At 65.5% G+C, this 18,351-nt stretch carries 15 protein-coding genes; 6 read left to right on the top strand and 9 right to left on the bottom strand.

Annotated features, from left to right (window positions below; genetic code table 11):
• Window positions 1-156: 156 nt before the first annotated feature.
• The 5 genes from J0X25_RS25165 to J0X25_RS25145 form a co-directional block, all read right to left on the bottom strand.
• A complete protein-coding gene (locus J0X25_RS25165) occupies window positions 157-1,512 on the bottom strand; it encodes an ABC transporter ATP-binding protein (protein WP_207290289.1) in 1,356 nt (451 codons plus the stop codon).
• Window positions 1,509-2,735: an ABC transporter ATP-binding protein gene (locus J0X25_RS25160; RefSeq protein ID WP_207290288.1), complete on the bottom strand. Its 1,227-nt coding sequence runs from the start codon at window positions 2,733-2,735 to the stop codon at window positions 1,509-1,511. The genes J0X25_RS25165 and J0X25_RS25160 overlap by 4 nt, the downstream gene beginning before the upstream one ends.
• A gap of 2 nt (window positions 2,736-2,737) precedes the next feature.
• On the bottom strand, window positions 2,738-3,775 hold the full coding sequence (locus J0X25_RS25155) for an ABC transporter permease (protein WP_207290287.1): 1,038 nt from the start codon (window positions 3,773-3,775) through the stop codon (window positions 2,738-2,740).
• A 2-nt stretch (window positions 3,776-3,777) separates the two neighbouring features.
• Complete coding sequence (locus J0X25_RS25150; protein WP_207290286.1) at window positions 3,778-4,779, bottom strand: ABC transporter permease; 1,002 nt, start codon at window positions 4,777-4,779, stop codon at window positions 3,778-3,780.
• A 102-nt stretch (window positions 4,780-4,881) separates the two neighbouring features.
• The gene (locus J0X25_RS25145; protein ID WP_207290285.1) at window positions 4,882-6,465 is read right to left on the bottom strand and encodes an ABC transporter substrate-binding protein; all 1,584 of its coding nucleotides are present in this window, start codon (window positions 6,463-6,465) and stop codon (window positions 4,882-4,884) included.
• 388 nt (window positions 6,466-6,853) lie between these two features.
• Here J0X25_RS25145 and J0X25_RS25140 point away from each other — a divergent pair, with 388 nt between their 5' ends.
• Together J0X25_RS25140 and J0X25_RS25135 are read left to right on the top strand one after the other, a co-directional pair.
• Window positions 6,854-7,273, top strand: a complete 420-nt coding sequence (locus tag J0X25_RS25140; protein ID WP_207290284.1) for a PPC domain-containing DNA-binding protein — start codon at window positions 6,854-6,856, stop codon at window positions 7,271-7,273.
• Window position 7,274: 1 nt separating this feature from the next.
• Complete coding sequence (locus tag J0X25_RS25135; protein ID WP_207290283.1) at window positions 7,275-13,040, top strand: DNA-directed DNA polymerase II large subunit; 5,766 nt, start codon at window positions 7,275-7,277, stop codon at window positions 13,038-13,040.
• A gap of 269 nt (window positions 13,041-13,309) precedes the next feature.
• On the opposite strand, the gene J0X25_RS25130 is transcribed toward J0X25_RS25135, so the two are convergent.
• A complete protein-coding gene (locus J0X25_RS25130; protein ID WP_207290282.1) occupies window positions 13,310-14,218 on the bottom strand; it encodes an alpha/beta fold hydrolase in 909 nt (302 codons plus the stop codon).
• A 454-nt stretch (window positions 14,219-14,672) separates the two neighbouring features.
• On the opposite strand from J0X25_RS25130, the gene J0X25_RS25125 reads away from it, so the two are divergent.
• The 3 genes from J0X25_RS25125 (at window position 14,673) to J0X25_RS39790 (ending at window position 16,341) form a co-directional block, all read left to right on the top strand.
• Window positions 14,673-15,011: a DUF7130 family rubredoxin-like protein gene (locus tag J0X25_RS25125; protein ID WP_207290281.1), complete on the top strand. Its 339-nt coding sequence runs from the start codon at window positions 14,673-14,675 to the stop codon at window positions 15,009-15,011.
• A 201-nt stretch (window positions 15,012-15,212) separates the two neighbouring features.
• Window positions 15,213-16,112 carry a ketopantoate reductase family protein gene (locus J0X25_RS25120; RefSeq protein ID WP_207290280.1) on the top strand — a complete coding sequence of 300 codons (900 nt, stop codon included), beginning with the start codon at window positions 15,213-15,215 and terminating at the stop codon, window positions 16,110-16,112.
• Window positions 16,113-16,209: 97 nt separating this feature from the next.
• Window positions 16,210-16,341: a hypothetical protein gene (locus J0X25_RS39790; protein ID WP_284145190.1), complete on the top strand. Its 132-nt coding sequence runs from the start codon at window positions 16,210-16,212 to the stop codon at window positions 16,339-16,341.
• Window positions 16,342-16,663: 322 nt separating this feature from the next.
• Here J0X25_RS39790 and J0X25_RS25115 read toward each other — a convergent pair whose 3' ends face one another.
• Window positions 16,664-17,023 (bottom strand): NifU family protein, encoded by a 360-nt coding sequence (locus J0X25_RS25115; protein ID WP_207290279.1) that lies wholly within the window; start codon window positions 17,021-17,023, stop codon window positions 16,664-16,666.
• 105 nt (window positions 17,024-17,128) lie between these two features.
• Complete coding sequence (locus J0X25_RS25110) at window positions 17,129-17,446, bottom strand: DUF5783 family protein (RefSeq protein ID WP_207290278.1); 318 nt, start codon at window positions 17,444-17,446, stop codon at window positions 17,129-17,131.
• 166 nt (window positions 17,447-17,612) lie between these two features.
• Between J0X25_RS25110 and J0X25_RS25105 the strand changes: the two genes are divergently transcribed.
• Window positions 17,613-18,005: a hypothetical protein gene (locus tag J0X25_RS25105; RefSeq protein ID WP_207290277.1), complete on the top strand. Its 393-nt coding sequence runs from the start codon at window positions 17,613-17,615 to the stop codon at window positions 18,003-18,005.
• A gap of 39 nt (window positions 18,006-18,044) precedes the next feature.
• On the opposite strand, the gene J0X25_RS39980 is transcribed toward J0X25_RS25105, so the two are convergent.
• The gene (locus tag J0X25_RS39980) at window positions 18,045-18,320 is read right to left on the bottom strand and encodes a DUF7260 family protein (protein ID WP_425600933.1); all 276 of its coding nucleotides are present in this window, start codon (window positions 18,318-18,320) and stop codon (window positions 18,045-18,047) included.
• Window positions 18,321-18,351: the final 31 nt, after the last annotated feature.

Raw genomic sequence — 18,351 nt, 5'->3', positions numbered from 1 at the left:
TCCTTTCGGCGCGGTTATCCGGGAATCGCCGTACAGAGTAAATCTACTCCCTGAGCCTTTTCGATGAAGAATGCGGGTGATTATCTCCTGACTATTCTCGAATCTAGCGGGCTATTCACAAATATATGAAATCAGACAAAACAATCCTCGTGACCGTCACCGATGCAGGTGACACGCCGCGAAGTGGGTCTCCGTCCCGAGTTCCGACTCGAGGTCGTAGGCGGGTCGTTCGCGAGCGCAGATGCTCCGCTCGGCGAACGACTCGAGCAGGAGATCGGCCGCGTCCGTCCAGCCGTCGCGGTCCGCATCGGTATCGCCAGCCTCGGAACTGTTACCGCCCTCCCGATCGGACGCGACGAGTTCGACGGCGTCCGCGACGATCTCGCCGGCCTCACCGCGCGGGAGGTCGCCGCCGAAGAACTCCCGGCGAATTTCGGTTGCGGGCATCGGCTCGAACGTCCGCCGTTTGACGGCGCGCATGAACGCCCGGGTGTGCGCCCACTCCTCGTCGGTCAGGTCGTACTCGTCGGGCGCGATCAGCTGCGGACATCTGGTCCGAAACCGACACCCCGATGGCGGATTCTGCGGGCTCGGTACTTCGCCCTCGAGGACGCCCCGGACGCCCGACTCTCGGGGATCGGGGACGGGGATCGACTCGAGCAGCGCCTTCGTGTAGGGGTGTTTGGGATTCTCGAACAGCTCCTCCTTCTCGGCGACCTCGACGATGTGGCCCAGATACATCACCGCCACGCGGTCGGAGATGTACCGGATCACGGAGAGGTCGTGGGCGATGAAGAGGTAGGTGAGGCCGAACTCCTCCTGGAGTTCCTCCATCGTGTTCATCACCTGCGCCTGGATGGAGACGTCGAGCGCGGAGACGGGTTCGTCACAGACCACGAAGTCGGGGTCGACCGACAGCGCCCGCGCGAGGTTGATCCGCTGGCGCTGGCCGCCCGAGAACGCGTGGGGGTGGCGGTTGTAGTGGCGCGGATCGAGGCCGACCTTCTCGAGCAACTCCTTCGCGCGGGCCTCCCGGCCCTCGTCGTCGAACATGCCGTGGGCCCGCATCGGCTCCTCGATGATCTGGCCGATCTTCATGCGGGGATCCAGCGAGGACTGGGGATCCTGGAAGATCATCTGGATCTCCGAGCGCTTCCGTCGGAGTTGCTCGTCGCTCATCTCGGAGAGGTCCTCGCCCTTGAACCGGATCGTCCCGTCGGTCGGGTCGATCAGGCGGAGGATCGTCCGCCCGAGCGTGCTCTTGCCACAGCCGGACTCGCCGACCAGCCCCAGCGTCTCGCCCATCTCGATCTCGAGCGAGACGTCGTCGACCGCCTCGACGCGGTCGACCCCGAAACTCACCGGCGGGAACCGATCGGGATCGAAGTTCACGCCCGCGAACAGCCCCGAGTCGGCCGCGAAGTGTTTCGTCAGCCCGTCGACCTCGAGTACCGTCTCGCCGTGCTCGAGGTCGGTGTCACCGAACCCGATGGGTTCGTCCGGTCGGCTCATCGCTGTGACTCACCTCCGTCGGACCGCAGGTCCGACGAGGATCGACTCGCTTCGCTCGTCTCACCCCCGTCAGCCGACGCCTTTTCCCCACTCGCGTCCGACGGCGACTCCGCGTTCGCCTCGGTACCCGCCTGGCCGACCACCGTCTCGTCGCCGCCCTCGAGCGGCGCGCTCTCGGCGTAGCCCACGTCGAAGGCGTCGTGTTTCACGCAGGCCGCGCGGTGGGGCTCGCCGTCGGCCCGGTCGACCTCGAGCGGTTCGGGGTGGACGCGGGCGCAGACCTCGCGCGCGTCGGGACAACGAGGGTGGAACCGACAGCCCGAGGGCGGGTTGATCGCCTCGGGCATCACGCCCTCGATGGGGTCGAGTTCCGCGACGGTCCGGTCGGGGCGGGGAATCGAGTTCAGCAGCGCCTCGGTGTAGGGGTGTTTGGTGTCGTAGAACAGTTCGTCCACGGGCGCCTGTTCGACGATCTCGCCGAGGTACATCACGTTCACCCGGTCGCAGATCTCGGCGACGACGCCCATGTCGTGGGTGACCCAGAGGAGGCTCGTTCCGTACTTCGACTGGAGGTCGTCGACGAGCTCGAGGATCTGTCCCTCGACGGTGACGTCGAGCGCCGTCGTCGGCTCGTCGGCGATGATGAGGCTGGGTTCGCAGGCCAGCGCCATCGCGATGAGCACGCGCTGGCGCATCCCACCCGAGAACTGGTGGGGGTACTCCTCGTAGCGCTGCTCGGGGTCGGGAATGCCGACTTCCCGGAGCATGTCGATCGCCTCCGCTTTCGCCTCGTCTTTCGGGAGTCCGCGGTTGAGTTCGATGAACTCCCGCAGTTGGCCGCCGACGGTGAAGACGGGGTTGAGCGTCTCCATCGGGTCCTGGAAGATCACCGCGATCTCGTTACCCCGGATCCGGGTGCGGATCTCCTCGTTCGAGAGCACGTCGTCGCGCTCCCGGAGTTCGCCGTCGGGACCTTCCTCGAGGCCGAAGATGGTCTCGCCCTTGTAGGTGATCTCGCCGGCGACGATCTCGCCGGGACTTTCGACGAGCCGCAGCAGACTCATCGAGGCGACCGACTTGCCGGCGCCGCTCTCGCCGACGAGGCCGACGATCTCGCCCTCGCGGATCTCGAAGGAGATGCCGTCGACGGCGCGTACTGTACCGGTTTCCGTGAAGAACTGCGTCTTGAGGTTCTCGACGCGAAGGAGTGGTTCGGAGCTCATTGTTAATCGTCGATTCGGGGGTCGAGGGCGTCCTGCAGGCCGTCGCCGAACAGGTTGAAGCCCATGATGGTGATCATGATCGCCAGTCCCGGCCAGATCGAGAGCCAGATGTTCGAGTGCATGTGGTTGCTGTGGGCGACGTTGAGCATCTGGCCCCAGTCGGGGGTCGGCGGCTGTGCGCCGTAGCCGAGGAAGGAGAGGCCGGCGACGATGAGGATCGTCACGCCGATCTGGAGCGTCGCGTACACCAGCACCGGCGCGAAGCTGTTCGGGACGACGTGTCGCATGATGATGTTTCGATCCTTCACGCCGGCCGCCCGGGCCGCCTCGATGTAGTCCATCTCGCGGATACTCAGCACGCGGCTCCGGATGATGCGGGCGAAGACGGGCACGAACGCGATGCCGACGCCGAGCACGGCGTACCAGATGTTCGCGCCGCCGACGAAGACGGTGAAAACGATGATGAGGATCAGCGGCGGAATCGCGTACACCGTCTCGACCATCCGCATCAGGACGTCGTCGACCCGGCCGCCGTAGTAGCCGGCGACCGCACCGATGACCGTCCCGCCGGAGAGCCCGATGAACGTCGAGGCCAGGCCGACGAACACCGACACCTGCGTGCCGTACACGATCCGGGTGAAGTAGTCCCGGCCCGCGGGATCGGTACCCAGCGGGTACTCGAGCGTGCCGCCCGCCGGTAACGGGTTCCACGGCTGCTCGGCGAGCGGGAAGTACGGCGGGACGTTCTGCTGCCCCTCGCCCGGCGGCGGGATGCGCGTGGGGTGATCGAAGATCGGCAGCAACTGCGCGAACGCGTAGTCGGAGAACTGCCCGAACGTGAGCCGCGAGAGGTTGCTGTCGATCAGCGCGTACACCGCGACGACCAGGACGAGCGCGACGACGTATAGCCCCCAGCGGGCCGTCGTGTCCCGCTTGATCCGCGCGACGGTGTAGCGCCAGCCCACGCGGGCTTCGACCTCCTCCTCGTCGTCCGATACCGAATCAGTACCGCTTCCGAGTTGTGATTCGCCGACTGCCATGGTTACTCCCTCTCACCGTAGGTGACCCGCGGATCGACGTACGCGTACGAGATGTCGGTGATGATGACGCCGATCACGAACAGCGCGCCGAGCATCATCGTGATCCCCATCACCAGCTGGTAGTCGTTCGACTGAATCGCGTCGATGAACAGTCGCCCCATTCCGTTGATGTCGAACACCGTCTCGACCAGCACCGCGCCGCCGATGGCGGTCGACAGGTTGAGACCGACGATCGTGATGATCGGCAACTGGGCCGGCTGGAAGGCGTGCTTTCGCAGGATCGTCCGCTCGGGCACGCCGTACGCGCGGGCCAGCCTGACGTACTCGCCCTGCAGCGACTCGATCATCTGCGTGCGCTCGACGCGCATGATCGTCGCCATCTGCAGGGTCCCCAGCGCGATCATCGGCAACAGCAGGTGTCGCAGCGACTGGTAGTACAGCTCGAGGTGGCCGTCGATCCACCGGTAGGCACTGGGCGGTCGCCACGGGTAGACGAGCCCGCTCGAGGGGAGCCACCCGAGCGTGACCGCGAAGACGAGGATCAGGACGATCCCGATCCAGAACGACGGGGTGCTGACGCCGACGAGCGCGGCGACCCGCGAGGCGTGATCGGTCGGTTCGTTGCGCCTGTCGGCGGCGATGACGCCGAGCGGGATCGCCGTGACCAGCGCGAACGCGTACGCCGACAGCACCAGCAGGAGCGTCGGCCCGACCCGCTCCAGCATCAGGTCGGCGACCGGCCGCTGGTAGTGGATGCTCCGGCCGAGATCGCCCTGCACCAGGTTGGACATGTACGTCACGTACCGCTCGTGGAGCGGTTTGTCGAGGCCGTACCGCTGTTCGATCGACCGAACCAGTTCCTCGCTGTGTTCCTGTCCCTGCAGCATGAGGCTGACCGGATCGCCCGGGCCGAGGTTCGCGAGCAGGAACGTGATGACGGAGATCCCGATCAGGACGGGGATCGCCTGCAAGACCCTGTATATCGTGTACTTGAGCAGTTTCATGTGTTCGCGAATCGGTCGGTGATCTCGTCGTCGGTCGAGGCCGACGGTCGTCGCGGCCGCGAGACCGATCGACGCCCCGACGGCGGCGTCGAGTCGCTGTCCTCACTCCATCGAGACGTTGGCGTGGTCGGCGACGAGGTCCGGGTTCCTCGTCACCTCCGGGTGGGCCTGCAGGTCCTGGACGTAGTCCCGCGAGGCCATCGTGTTGTCCTGCGTGAACGCCGGGAGCGCGGGTAACTGTTCGACGATCTCCCGGATGACGGGCTCGTAGAGGTCGTAGCGCTCCTGCTGGTCCGCCGAGTTACGCCCGTCGGCGATCGCCTGGTGGAAGCCGTCGCTGCCCCCGTAGTAGTGGCCCTGGTTCACCCCGGCCGCGCTCTCGTGGAACAGCGGGTAGAGGTAGTAATCGGGGTCGGGACCGCCGGTCCAGCCCAGCAGGTACATCTGGTAGTCGTCCGCGTTCCCGCTGGTGTAGGTGTCGACGAGCGTCGCGAAGTCCAGCACCTGCACGTCCGCGCCGTAGCCGATCTCGTCCAATCGGGTCGCGATGCGCTCGGCCAGTTGCGCGCGAATCCCCTCCGGCGTGATGATCGTCGGCGTGAAGCCGTCGGGGGCGTGCTCGTCGAGCAGCGACTGGGCCTGCTCGGGGTCGTACGACGGCAGGAGCTCCTGATACTCGTCCTCCGGGAACTCCCAGATCTCGTTGACGACCGGCGGAATCGGACTGTACATCGGCGACGCCACGTTCCCCGCGTTGGACTCGATGAAGTCCGACATCGAGAACGAGTGGGCGATCGCCCGCCGCACCTCCGGATTCGTCGTCGGTCCCTCGTTGCAGTTAAAGGCCATGTACATGAACGTCGGACTCTCCGCCGAGTGGAGGGTGACGTTCTCCTCGTTCTCGAGGACGCTCCAGTCCTCGTTGGGCACGCCGGCGATGGCGTCGGTGTTCCCCGACCGGATGTCGGAGACGCGACCCGCGTTGTCGTCGTGGGCCTCGAAGCGTACCCGCGGGAGGTTCGGCTCGAGGTCGTCCCAGTAGTCGTCCCGCCGTTCGATCTCGACGTACTCGTTCTCCTGGAGGTCGGCGAACGTGAACGGCCCGGAGCCGACCGGATCCGTGTTGAACGCCTCGCGGTCCTCGGTCCGAACCGACTCCGGAACGACCGTCACGCCCATCGTCTGGAGTTCGAACGGGCCGTAGGGATCCTCCCCGAGGTCGACCTGTAACTGGTAGTCGTCGATGACCTCGGTGCTCTCGATCATGTCGTACTCGGAGGCGTTCTCCGTCTCCTCCTCGACCGGCGCGGTAAAGGAGTGGGCGACGTCCGAGGCGGTCACCTCGTCGCCGTTGTGGAACGTGGCACCCTCCACGAGTTCGAAGATGTACCGTGTCCCGTCGCGCTCGACGGTCGGCTCGCCCGCCGCGAGTTTGGGCTGGAGCTCGAGGTCCTCGCCGAACTCGTAGAGCCCGTCGAAGACGAGCTGAATCACCTGAAAACTGTACGCGTCGTTCGAGACGACGGGATCGAACTGTTCCTCTCGGGACTGCTCCTGTGTGAAGTGGAACGTGTCTCCGCCGCCGCCACCGCTCCCACCGATGCACCCTGCGATAACCGACGCGGAGACGGCGGCCCCCGACGCGAGGAGTCGTCGCCGCGTCGTCGGTAACTGATTTCGCACCATCTTGATTCGTGTTACCAACCATCCTATTTTGGTATCTACCGGGTAAAGAATGCAAATCGGTTGTTACTAACTCATAATGGACTAGTACTAGATCGTATTAGTCTAATTAGTGGACGTTGGTGGATTTTATTGTACATAGATGGCTATCTTCTCCGCGACTGTAGAAGCAGTAATGTTGATATGTTCGCGTAATGGTTGGAAACCGTAGACGATCGGCGCGCTCGAGTCGCGCGCCGAGCGTCGGGCGCGACGGCTCGTCGAACGGATCGATGGAGTCGGTCGTCCCGTTGCCGCCGCGGGAGGCCCTCGAGACGGATCGATATCGTACCTGCCGTCGGCGTGCCACAACCCGTGGTCTTTTTCTCTCAGCCGAACACAGCACATTGGTATGAACTATCGAGCCGTCGAAACCACGGGCGAGTACGTCGCCCGCCTCGAGACCGGCGCCGACTGGCGGGCCGAGATCGAGTCGCTCGCGAACGACGTCGAGGCCGACGCGGCCTGGTTTACCGCCCTCGGCGCGGTGCAGGACGCCGAACTCTGGTTCTACGATCAGGACACCTGCGAGTACGCTCCCATCGAGTTCGACGAGTCGCTCGAGGTCGCGAGCTGCGTCGGGAACGTCTCCTGGCTGGATGACGGACGGTTCGCGCACACTCACGCGGTCCTCTCTGACGACGAGGGCGTCACGTACGCCGGGCACCTGAACGAGGCGACCGTCTGGGCCGGCGAGGTACACATGCGCGTCTTCGCGTACTCCCTCGAGCGCGAGTACGACGAGACGACCGAACTGGACCTCTGGCTCTGACATGCGCGAGGAAGACACGCGGTACTTTCAGCGGCTCGAATCCGGCCTCGACGAGGCGCTCGCGGTCGCCGAACGGGCCAAGGAACGCGGCGCCGATCCGAAGCCGGAGGTCGAGATTCCGATCGCGAAGGACATGGCCGACCGCGTCGAGAACATCCTCGGCATCGACGGCGTCGCCGAGCGCGTCCGCGAGCTCGAGGGGAAGATGAGCCGCGAGGAGGCCGCGCTCGAACTCGCCGAGGATTTTGCCGAGGGCCGGGTCGGCGACTACGAGACGAAAGCCGGCAAGGTCGAGGGCGCCGTCCGGACCGCGGTCGCCCTGCTGACCGAGGGGGTCGTCGCAGCGCCCATCGAGGGGATCGACAAGGTCGAGATCCTCACCAACGACGACGGGACGGAGTTCGTCAACGTCTACTACGCCGGCCCGATCCGCTCGGCGGGCGGGACGGCGCAGGCCCTCTCCGTCCTCGTCGCCGACTACACCCGCGCCCTCGTGGGCATCGAGCAGTTCGACGCCCGACAGGAAGAGGTCGAACGCTACGCCGAGGAAATTTCGCTATACGACAAGGAGACCGGCCTCCAGTACACGCCCAAGGACAAGGAGACGAAGTTCATCGCGAAACACATGCCGATCATGCTGGACGGCGAGGCCACGGGCGACGAGGAGGTCTCGGGCTTTCGGGACCTAGAGCGGGTCGACACCAACAGCGCCCGCGGCGGGATGTGCCTGGTCATGGCGGAGGGGATCGCGCTCAAGGCCCCGAAGATCCAGCGCTACACCCGCAATCTCGACGAGATCGACTGGCCGTGGCTGCAGGACCTGATCGACGGCAACTACGACGACGGCGTCGGCGACGCGGAGAGTACGGACGAGGGCGACGAGGACGACGCGGTCGACGAGAGCGACGCGGAGGGCGCGGACGAGGGAGACGAGGCCGAGTCCGATACCGACGAGTCCGACGGCCCCCCGCGCGTCGAGACGTCCCAGAAGTTCCTCCGCGACCTGATCGCCGGCCGCCCCGTCTTCTCCCACCCCTGCGCGGAGGGCGGCTTCCGCCTGCGTTACGGCCGCGCGCGCAACCACGGGTTCGCGACCGCCGGCGTCCACCCCGCCGCGATGCATCTGGTCGACGACTTCCTCGCGACCGGCACGCAGATCAAGACCGAGCGGCCCGGCAAGGCGGCGGGGGTCGTCCCCGTCGACTCCATCGAGGGGCCGACCGTCAAACTCGCCAACGGCGACGTCCGCCGGATCGACGACCCAGAGGACGCCCTCGAGATCAGAAACGGCGTCGAGAAGATCCTCGACCTGGGCGAGTACCTCGTCAACTACGGCGAGTTCGTCGAGAACAACCACCCGCTCGCGCCGGCCTCCTACACCTACGAGTGGTGGGTCCAGGACCTCGCGGCCGCCGGCGCCGACGTGCAGGCCTTCGAGGACGACCCGCGGATCGACCTCGAGTTCCCCACCCCCGAGGAGGCCCTCGAGTGGGCGCTGGAGTACGACGCGCCCCTGCATCCGGAGTACACGTACCTCTGGCACGACATCTCGGTCGACGCCTTCCGCGACCTCGCGGTGGCGGTCGCCGACGGACGGATCGAGCGCGACGGCGACGGCAGCGTGAACGGGAACGGCGACGACAGCGTCCTCGTCCTCGCGCACGACGACGCCGTCGCCGACGCCCTCGAGACGATCGTCATCGAACACCGGCAACGACCCGACGCGGACCGCATCGAGATCGACGACTGGCGGCCGTTCGTCCGCACGGTCGGCTGCGAGCCGCGGCAGGCGGTCACCGACGGGGCCGCGCTCGATCCCGACTCCGACGGCCGGGGCGAGGACCACGAGGAGCCGACCGTCGAACTCGAGCGCACGTGGTCCGACGAGGACCTCTCGGAACGCGCCCGCACCTGGGGCCACGAGACCGAGGGCGACAACGCCATCGAGGCGGTCAACGAGGTCGCCCCCGTCCGGGTCCGCGAGCGCGCCCCCACGCGGATCGGCAACCGGATGGGCCGCCCCGAGAAATCGGAGAGCCGCGACCTGAGCCCGGCGGTCCACACCCTGTTCCCGATCGGCGAGGCCGGCGGCACGCAGCGCAACGTCGCCGACGCGGCCACGCACGCCGAGACGATGCAGGACACGCCCGGCGTCGTCGAGGTGCAGGTCGGCCGCAAGCGCTGTCCCGACTGCGCGACGGAGACGTTCAAGAACCGCTGTCCCGACTGCGACGCCCGCACCGAACCCGACTACCGCTGTCCCGACTGCGACGACTCGCTCGAGCCCGACGAAGCCGGCCGCGTCGAGTGCGACCGCTGCGACCGCGAGGGCACCTGCGTCGAGGTCCGCGATATCGACGTCAACGACGAGTTCCGCTCCGCGCTCGAGTCCGTCGGCGAGCGCGAGAACGCCTTCGACATTCTGAAAGGCGTCAAGGGGCTGTCCTCGACGAACAAGATCCCCGAACCGATCGAGAAGGGGATCCTGCGGGCGAAACACGACGTCTCCTCGTTCAAGGACGGCACCGTCCGCTACGACATGACGGACCTCCCCGTGACGTCGGTCCGGGCCAGCGAACTCGACGTCGACGTCGGCCAGCTCCAGGCGCTGGGCTACGAGGAGGACATCCACGGCGAACCGCTGACCCACGAGGACCAACTGGTCGAGCTGAAAATCCAGGACATCGTCCTCTCGGACGGCGCCGCCGAGCACATGATGCAGACCGCCGACTTCATCGACGATCTGTTGGAGCAGTACTACGGGCTCGAGCCGTTCTACGAGATCGACGACCGGCAGGAACTGGTCGGCGAACTCGTCTTCGGGATGGCACCCCACACGAGCGCGGCAACTGTCGGCCGAGTGATCGGGTTCACGAGCGCGGCGGTTGGCTACGCGCATCCGTATTTCCACGCCGCGAAGCGCCGGAATTGCTTCCATCCCGAAACGACGATTCGATACGAAGACGAATCGGGAATCGCTCGTGAGGAACCGATCGAGACGTTCGTCGAATCGCGGCTCACTGATCCTCGCGAGGACGACTTCGGGACGCTCGTTCAGGATCTCGAGGGATCGGTCACCGTTCCGTCGATCGACGACGACGGACGACGCCTGAGCCGACCGGTCGAAGCCGTTTCCAAGCATCCTGCACCCGATCACCTCATCCAGATCGAAACTCGCGGTGGTCGGTCGCTGACGGTGACTCCGGACCACACGATGGTCGTCTGGAACGACGGTCTCGAACGAATCGCTGCGAGCGAACTCGAGGCCGGTGACGAGATTCCGACGCCGGCTCGAGCCGACTCGACCGTCGACTCGAGTCCGCAAGCGGAGGGGATTTCGGACGGCGGTCGTCCGGGGGTTGATATAGTAGAACGAACCGAAATCGTCCCATCCGATGTCGAGTATACCTACTGTCTCACGGTTTCGGACACGCACACACTCGTCGCGAACGGTCTACACACAGCGCAATGCGATGGAGATGAGGACTGCGTGATGCTACTCATGGACGGACTCTTGAACTTCTCGCGGTCGTATCTTCCGGACCAACGCGGCGGTAGCGTCGCGGAGGACTCGCGACTGATTGCGTTCGATCCCGACGGCAACCTTCGGTTCATGACCTTCGACGAGTTCTGGGACGAACTCGACGCACCGATCGAAATCGACGGTAAGTTCCAGAAGAAAACGGCTGCGCTCGAGGGATGGACGACCTACGCCTTCGACGACGACCACGAAGCGGCACCGAAACCCATCGAGAAGGCGATCCGGTATGAGGCCGACGACGACGAAGAACTACTGCGTATCTCCACGCAGTTCGGGCGCGAACTCGAGATCACGACCGACCACAGCCTCTTCCGGTACGACGACGGAATCGAGGAAGTCGCCGGGTCGGATCTTGACGAGGGTGATCTGATCGTCGCACCTCGAAACCTCGATGTTGACCCAGTCGAGACGACGATCGACGCACTGGAGTGCGTCGATGATCCGTATATCCTGCTCGACGACGATCACGAGGAATGGCTGATCGACGTCTGGGACGGTGCGGAACGCGGTGGCGACACTCGAGTGGCGTTCGATGGCGGACTTTCGTACCGGCTCTCGAAAAAGAAGGTCTGCCGATCGACCCTCGAAGAAATCAAATCCGAACATGGTGAAACCGCCCTTCCAGACGCGTGTTCAGTCGGCTGGAAAGGATCGTCGGACTGTATCAACCGCTCCATCGATGTCGACGAGGACTTCGCGTGGCTACTCGGAATGTTCGTCGCCGAAGGATCACTTTCCGGAACTCGACCAGCGATTCACAACGGCGACGAAGCACTCGTCGATCGCGTCGTCGAGGCGACAACGGCCTCGCTCGGCTGTGAACCGAGCGTTCGCTGGTCGAACAAAGCGTACGAGGTCGCGTTCCCCGCCGTCTTCTTCGACGTGTTGCACGATCTCGGCTTCGAGGACCGTGATTCGTACAACTCGAGTGAGAAGATCATTCCCGACTGTATCCTACGAGCCGAGCGAGATGTCGCAATCGCGTTCCTCCGTGGCTTTATCGCTGGCGACGGTTCGGAGCCGAGCGACGACAATTACACGGGGATGAACTTCCACACAACGAGCGAAGACGTCAAAGACGGAATCGTCTTCCTCTGTCATCGACTCGGTCTCGTCGCGAACGTCTCGCGACGGGAACGCGACGCGTCGCGACAGCCGATCTACACCGTCTCCGTGTCCGGCGGTGCGTCGGATAACCCTCTTGAGCGAATCCTCGACGGCGAGGCCTCGTACCATCCGAAGAGCCTCGTCGTCACGATCCCGGAGGAACTGATGGAGATTCGCGAGATGGATATCGACGGGATCAAACAGCTCGTTCCGAAGTACCTGAAACGACGCGACAATATCTCGCTCGAGAAACTCGGAGAGATCGTCGACGAACTCGATACGCGCGACCTTCCGGACGAAGCCAAAGCGAAACTCGAGGAAATCCGTCCGCTGGTCGACGGTGACCTCTCCTACCTCCGAATCACGTCCATCGAGCGCGCCGACTACGACGGCTTCCTCTACGATCTGCAGGTTGGGGGCGATCCGATCTTCACTGCTAACTGGCTCTATGCGCACAACTCGATGGACGCCCCGCTCGTCATGTCCTCCCGCATCGACCCCTCGGAGATCGACGACGAGGCCCACAACATGGACGTCGTCTCGCAGTACCCCCGCGAGTTCTACCTCGCGACCCGCGAGCAGGCCGACCCCGAGGACGTCGACGTCGAGATCGCCGAGGACACCCTCGGTACCGACACCGAGTACACCGGCTTCGAGCACACCCACGACACCACCGACATCGCGATGGGTCCCGACCTCTCCGCCTACAAGACGCTGGGCTCGATGATGGACAAGATGGACGCCCAGCTCGAGCTCTCGCGCAAACTCGAGGCCGTCGACGAGACCGACGTCGCGGAACGGGTCATCGAGTACCACTTCCTGCCGGACCTGATCGGGAACCTGCGCGCGTTCTCCCGGCAGGAGACCCGCTGTCTCGACTGCGGCGAGAAGTTCCGCCGGATGCCGCTGACCGGCGACTGCCGGGAGTGTGGCGGCCGCGTCAACCTCACCGTCCACAAGGGCTCCGTGAACAAGTACATGCAGACCGCGATTCAGGTCGCCGACGAGTACGACTGCCGCCCCTACACGAAACAGCGCTTAGAGGTGCTCGAGCGCGCACTCGAGAGCATCTTCGAGAACGACAAGAACAAGCAGAGCGGCATCGAGGATTTCATGTAGGACCTTTTGCACTGCGGTCTGTCGCGCTGACGGCAGCTACGCTGCCGCACAGCTCGACGTCCCTCGGCAAAAGCTCCACCAAAAGCACTCCTCCTTCTTCTCCGTTCGCTTCACTCACTCCGAGTCAGTCGTCGGCCCCCTCGAGAGCGCCTGCGGCGCTCTCTCGCGGTCGGTATCGGTGAATCGCCTGCCCTTCCCCGAGTCGCACGGCTCTCGCGGTGCTCGAGCCGTGCTCCCGGCCATACAGTTAGAAACGTAGACGCGTTCGCTCAGTCGCCGACGCGAGTGATCCCGGGCATCTCGGCCGTCGGATAGTGCGGCGTCGGTGCACAGCGGGGGTCCGGCAGCCAGTTCAGGAGGCTCTCGTTGAACCGCTCGGGACGCTCCCGCGGGGCCCAGTGGCCGCAGTTCTCGACGACGTCCAGTTCGGCCTCCGGGATCAGGTCGGCCGCTCGCACCGACCACTCGAGGGGGACGAGCGGATCGTCCTCGCCGTGGATCAGCAGCGTCGGGACCGACAGCGACTCGAGGTCGTCGACGAAGTTCGTCGCGACCCGGCCGTTGAAGGAGAGTTCGTTGTTCTGGAACTCCTTGAACGCCTGAATCGATCCGGGTTCCATCAGCTTCTCCCTGGCGTCGGCGACGAACGCGTCGGACAGGTCGTCGGCGTCGGCGACGAGGCTGTCCAGGACCATCCGGACGCTGTCGGTGGTGACGCTGGCGGCGATCTTGCCGAATTCGGTCATCCCGGGGATCTGCGACAGCAGTTTCCACGAGAGCGCGCTGGGCAGCCGCCCGCCCAGCCCGTAGCTGTCCACCAGCGCCAGCCGGTCGACGCGCTCGGGGTGCTCGAGCGCGTAGCCCAGCACCGCGCCCCCGCCCATCGAAATTCCCGCCAGCGAGACGCGCTCGTAGGGGAGCGTCTCGAGGAAGCCCCCGAGGACGTCGACGTAGGTCTCGATGGTGTGGGTGACGTCGCCCGTACTGTTCCCGTACTCGGGCCAGTCGATCCCGTAGACGCGGTAGTCCTCGGCCAGCGCATCGACGGCGTGTCGCCACGAGACCGTCGTGTCGTCGATACCCGCCCCGTGACAGAGGACGACCGGCGGGCCGCTCGTCCCCGCGCGTCGGTAGGCGATCCGACAGTCGCCGACGGTCGCGACGCCGGTTCCCGTCATACGCGCATCGCGCCTCCGTCGCGGCGGTTCGACGGCGGTCCGTCGGTCGAACGGCACCCGCGGTCGTCGGTCGCGTCCTTGGGTGGGTTCACGTCTGTCGAACGTGCTGACCACTTGTTGGTCTTTCCCCTGGGTCCGACTGCCCTCGGTTCGCGTTCCTCGCGGTTTCCCGGTTTGACTGGCCGCTGCGCGTCGGGCGGGCCAGTTGTGCGCCCGGCTCTCACACCACGAGGATCCGAACGGAGGATGTATATTGGTTTCTATTAACACAGCCCTTCCCATTGGAAATTCATCACGATACGTACCTTGGTTCGGGTTCGGTCATCGATCCCCGACCGGGCATCCCTCAGCGGTCCATCCCGCTCACCCAGTACGGACGGGTTCACCGGGCTCGAGGGGCCGCTCGCACAATGCGCGCTGTGACTTTATCGCCGTCGCTGGCGTATCCGCGTTCATGGTCGAAACTGGGGAGACGCCGGCGAAAGAGGGCGAGGAAGCGGCCGTCGAGGAGGTCCTGGAACTCGACTTCGGGCAGGCCGTCTACGACGAGGACGGGGAGAAACTCGGAACGATCCGCGGCTTCGAGCGGAGCGGTTTCTTCGTCACCACGCGCGAGGGGGCGGAGTCGATGAGCGTCGAGCACGCCCGCTCGGGCCACGAGTTCGGCGAGGCCGAGTTGATGTGGCGCTGCATGGAGTGCGGCGAGATGGGCGAGATCGACGAGGGACTGCCCGAGGACTGCCCGAACTGCGGCACCGAGCGGGAGAACCTGATGTACTGGACCGAGGACTGAGCCGCCGCCGGTCGGGAGCCCACCGGCGGGCAGCCGATTTGGTATCGTACTCTTCCGTTTATCTCCCTCCTAACGCGGAATCCGTCCGTGAGCCGCCCCAGACTCGAGACGCAGCCGCGAGCGGGCCTGACCACCCGATTCCAGCGCGGGCGACGCGCCCGACCCTCGTTTTTATTTCTAATGCGCTGCCAACCTCCGACCATGGAAATCGTCGTCTTCGGGGCCGGGAGCCTCGGCAGCCTCGTCGGGGGCCTCCTCGCGCGCGAGCACGCGGTGACGCTCGTCGGCCGCGATCCGCACGCCGAGACCGTCCGCGAGACGGGGCTAGAACTGGTCGGCGAGTGCGAGGCGACGGTCGAACCGGACGCGACGACCGACGCCCGGAACGTGCAGGCTGACCTCGCGATCGTCACGGTCAAAGCCGCCGACACGGCCGCGGCCGCCGAGACGCTCGCGACGGGGTCGTACGACGCCGTGCTGTCGCTGCAAAACGGCGTGGGTAACGAGGAGACGCTGGCGTCCGCGCTCGAGTGTCCCGTCCTCGCCGGAACCGCCTCCTACGGCGCGGTTCTCGAGGCGCCGGGCCGCGTCCGGTGTACCGGCGTCGGCGAGATCGTTCTCGGCGCGCGGACCGGCGGCCCCTCGGATCGGGCTGACCGGATCGCCGCGCAGTTCGCGGCGGCCGGCCTCGAGACGACCGTCGACGACGACATGCCCCGCCGCCTCTGGGAGAAACTCGCCGTCAACGCCGGGATCAACCCCGTCACGGCGCTGGCGGACGTCGACAACGGCGCGGTCCTCGAGTCGCCCGTTGACGACCTCGCTCGGGGGGCCGCCCGCGAGACGGCGCGGGTCGCGCGAGCCTGCGACGTCGGCCTCTCGAACCGCGAGGCGCTGGCCGCGCTGGCGTCGGTCGCGAGCGAGACGGCCGCGAACACCTCGTCGATGCGCCAGGACGTGCTCGCCGAGCGACGCACGGAGATCGACGCCATCAACGGCTACGTGGTCGATCGGGCGGCCGAACGGGGACTCGAGGTCCCGACGAATCGGCTGTTGACGTCGCTGGTGCGGACGTGGGAACGCGGTCGCGGCCTGCGGTGAGCGTCGAACGTCGGATCCGAATTCGCAGTCCGAATCGAACGCTGAGTCGATCCGTACGTTCTTCTCCCGGGAGCTGTTATTCGAGGATGACACAGGGATGGTTCCGAAACCGGTGACACGCGACGCCGTCTCCGCACTCTCGCCAGTCGTCGGCTTCGGTCTCTCCGTCGCGATCACGTTGACGGCGGCGGTCGCCGTCAGTTTCCTCGCAGTTCTGGTCGTGGGTTGAGGTACTCTCAGTTTGTCTGCTCGTTGAGCCGTGTAGCCGTGGATATTGGGATGCACACGTGTGCGCTGCTATCGTGGCAACAGGGAATCGCCTCGTCCTCCCCAGCCGATTCGCTCACTCCTTGAGGTCGTTCGCTCATCCCTCGCGCGACTCCGGGCCGCGGCTCACTCTGCGCTCGCCGCGGCCCAGCACGCGCCACCGCGCTGGGCTCTCAACCCGAAGCGGTGCGTTCGCCCCCTCAACGTAGTGTATCGAGGAGTACAGACGACTCTCGAGGAGTGAAATAGCGAAAACTCGAGTCGAACTTCGCGAACCGACCGGCTCAGAACGGTGCTTCGGGGCCTTCGTCGGCGCCGCCGTCGTCGTCGACGGTCTCGCCGGGGAACGAGGGGCTCATGCCGCCGCCCATCTCGTCGCCGCCGTCCATGCCGGTGCTCGCGTTGACCTTCTCGATCTCGGGAATCTCCTTGACCATGCGGCTCTTGATCGCCTGAATCGTCATCGGCGAGATACCACAGCCGCTGCAGGCGCCGCCGAGGGCGATGGAGACCTCACCGGTCTCGCGGTCGAGGTCCTGAATCGCCGCACTGCCGCCGTGCATCTGGATCTGCGGGAAGTTCCGCCGCAGGAAGTTCGCAACGCGGTCCTCGAGGTCGTCCCCGTCCTGTGTCTCGGTGCTCATACGACACCGTTGGGGTTGCGAACCCCTAAACCTTCCGTCCTACCCGTTCGGCTGTCGACGCTCGAGACGTCGGAATCGACTGTCTCGAGGTGTTCGTCTCCCTCCTCAGGCGAACCCGAAGACCCGCTGGAGTTCGGTCTCGATCTCCTCGACGTGGCGCTCGAGGACCTGCTCGAAGCGCTCCTCTTCGACGAGGACGCCGGAGAGTCGGCCGTGGGGATCCTCGGGCAGTTCGACGCGGAACTCGCCGTCGCCCTCGTAGAAGGGTTCGCTCTCGTTGAGCACCTGCTGGTCGATCGCGTGGACGAGTTCGGAGTCGTACTGATCGTTCATCCGATTGAACGCGTTCTTGTACGCCTGCTGGAGTTCGGGGAAGTAGTTGGCGTACTTGTCCTCAAACTGCTCGGGATCGAAGTCGGTCATACGCGAACCGAGGGCGAGCGGAGACAAAAGTCGGACGATCGGTCGTCTGCGCGCCGTTCGGTCGTGACCGACGAGACAGACTGCTGTCCCGTTAGGGGGATCCTATATACGAACGATGCGCTTGCAAGCGGAATCGACACTCCCGTTACGCTCGGATTCGTGAGTCATGTCTCCCGATCAGCCCCCCATTCCGCACGAAGCGTTGCCGCCGGGATGGGGTCCCGCCGACTGCTGTGACGGGCGATTCGTCTACCGTTCCAGTCAGCCGCCGATCAAGCTTATCGCGGATCGGACGGCGGCGAACCGGGCGCACCCGGGGCTCGGCCTCTGTCGGTACTGGGAACTCCGATATCGATACTTCCTCGCGGACCGGGCGATCACCGAGTCGATCGGCCGCGTCTCGACCCGTCGAGCCGCCGTCGACGGCCTGCTCGAGTGTATGCAGCGCATTAACCGGACCGTCTCGAAGGTCGACGGCCCGGTCGAGGTCGGGGACGTTCTCGATCGCGTTTCCCTCTCGGATTTCGTTCCGGACGGACTGTCCCGCTCGTCGCCGTAGCGGTAGACGAGTTCGGGTCCCCGATCTGTTGCCACCTGCTCACACGCGTCGCGTCAGATGTACACGCACCGTCCGCTGACAGTCGGCACAGATCCCGTCCAGGCGGACCGCGGTCGACAGGATCGGATACCGAACGGACAGCTCCGAGTAAATCGTCGCTACCAGCGACCGGTATCGAGGTCCCGCCGGTCCGCTGTGGGCCGTCGGGTCGGTAACCATCGCTTGTCGCTCCTCGATGCGGGTCTCGAGTCGGTCGCGGTAGGCCTCGAGTCGCTCGTATTTCTCCCGCAGGTCGTCGAAATCACACTGTAGCAGCGACTTTAGGCTAACCTAAAAAATCATAACC

The organism is Haloterrigena alkaliphila, from assembly GCF_017352155.2.
Lineage (GTDB): Archaea > Halobacteriota > Halobacteria > Halobacteriales > Natrialbaceae > Haloterrigena > Haloterrigena alkaliphila.
Note: the sequence above shows the minus strand (reverse complement) of the source record. Positions and strands in the feature narration are given on the sequence as shown.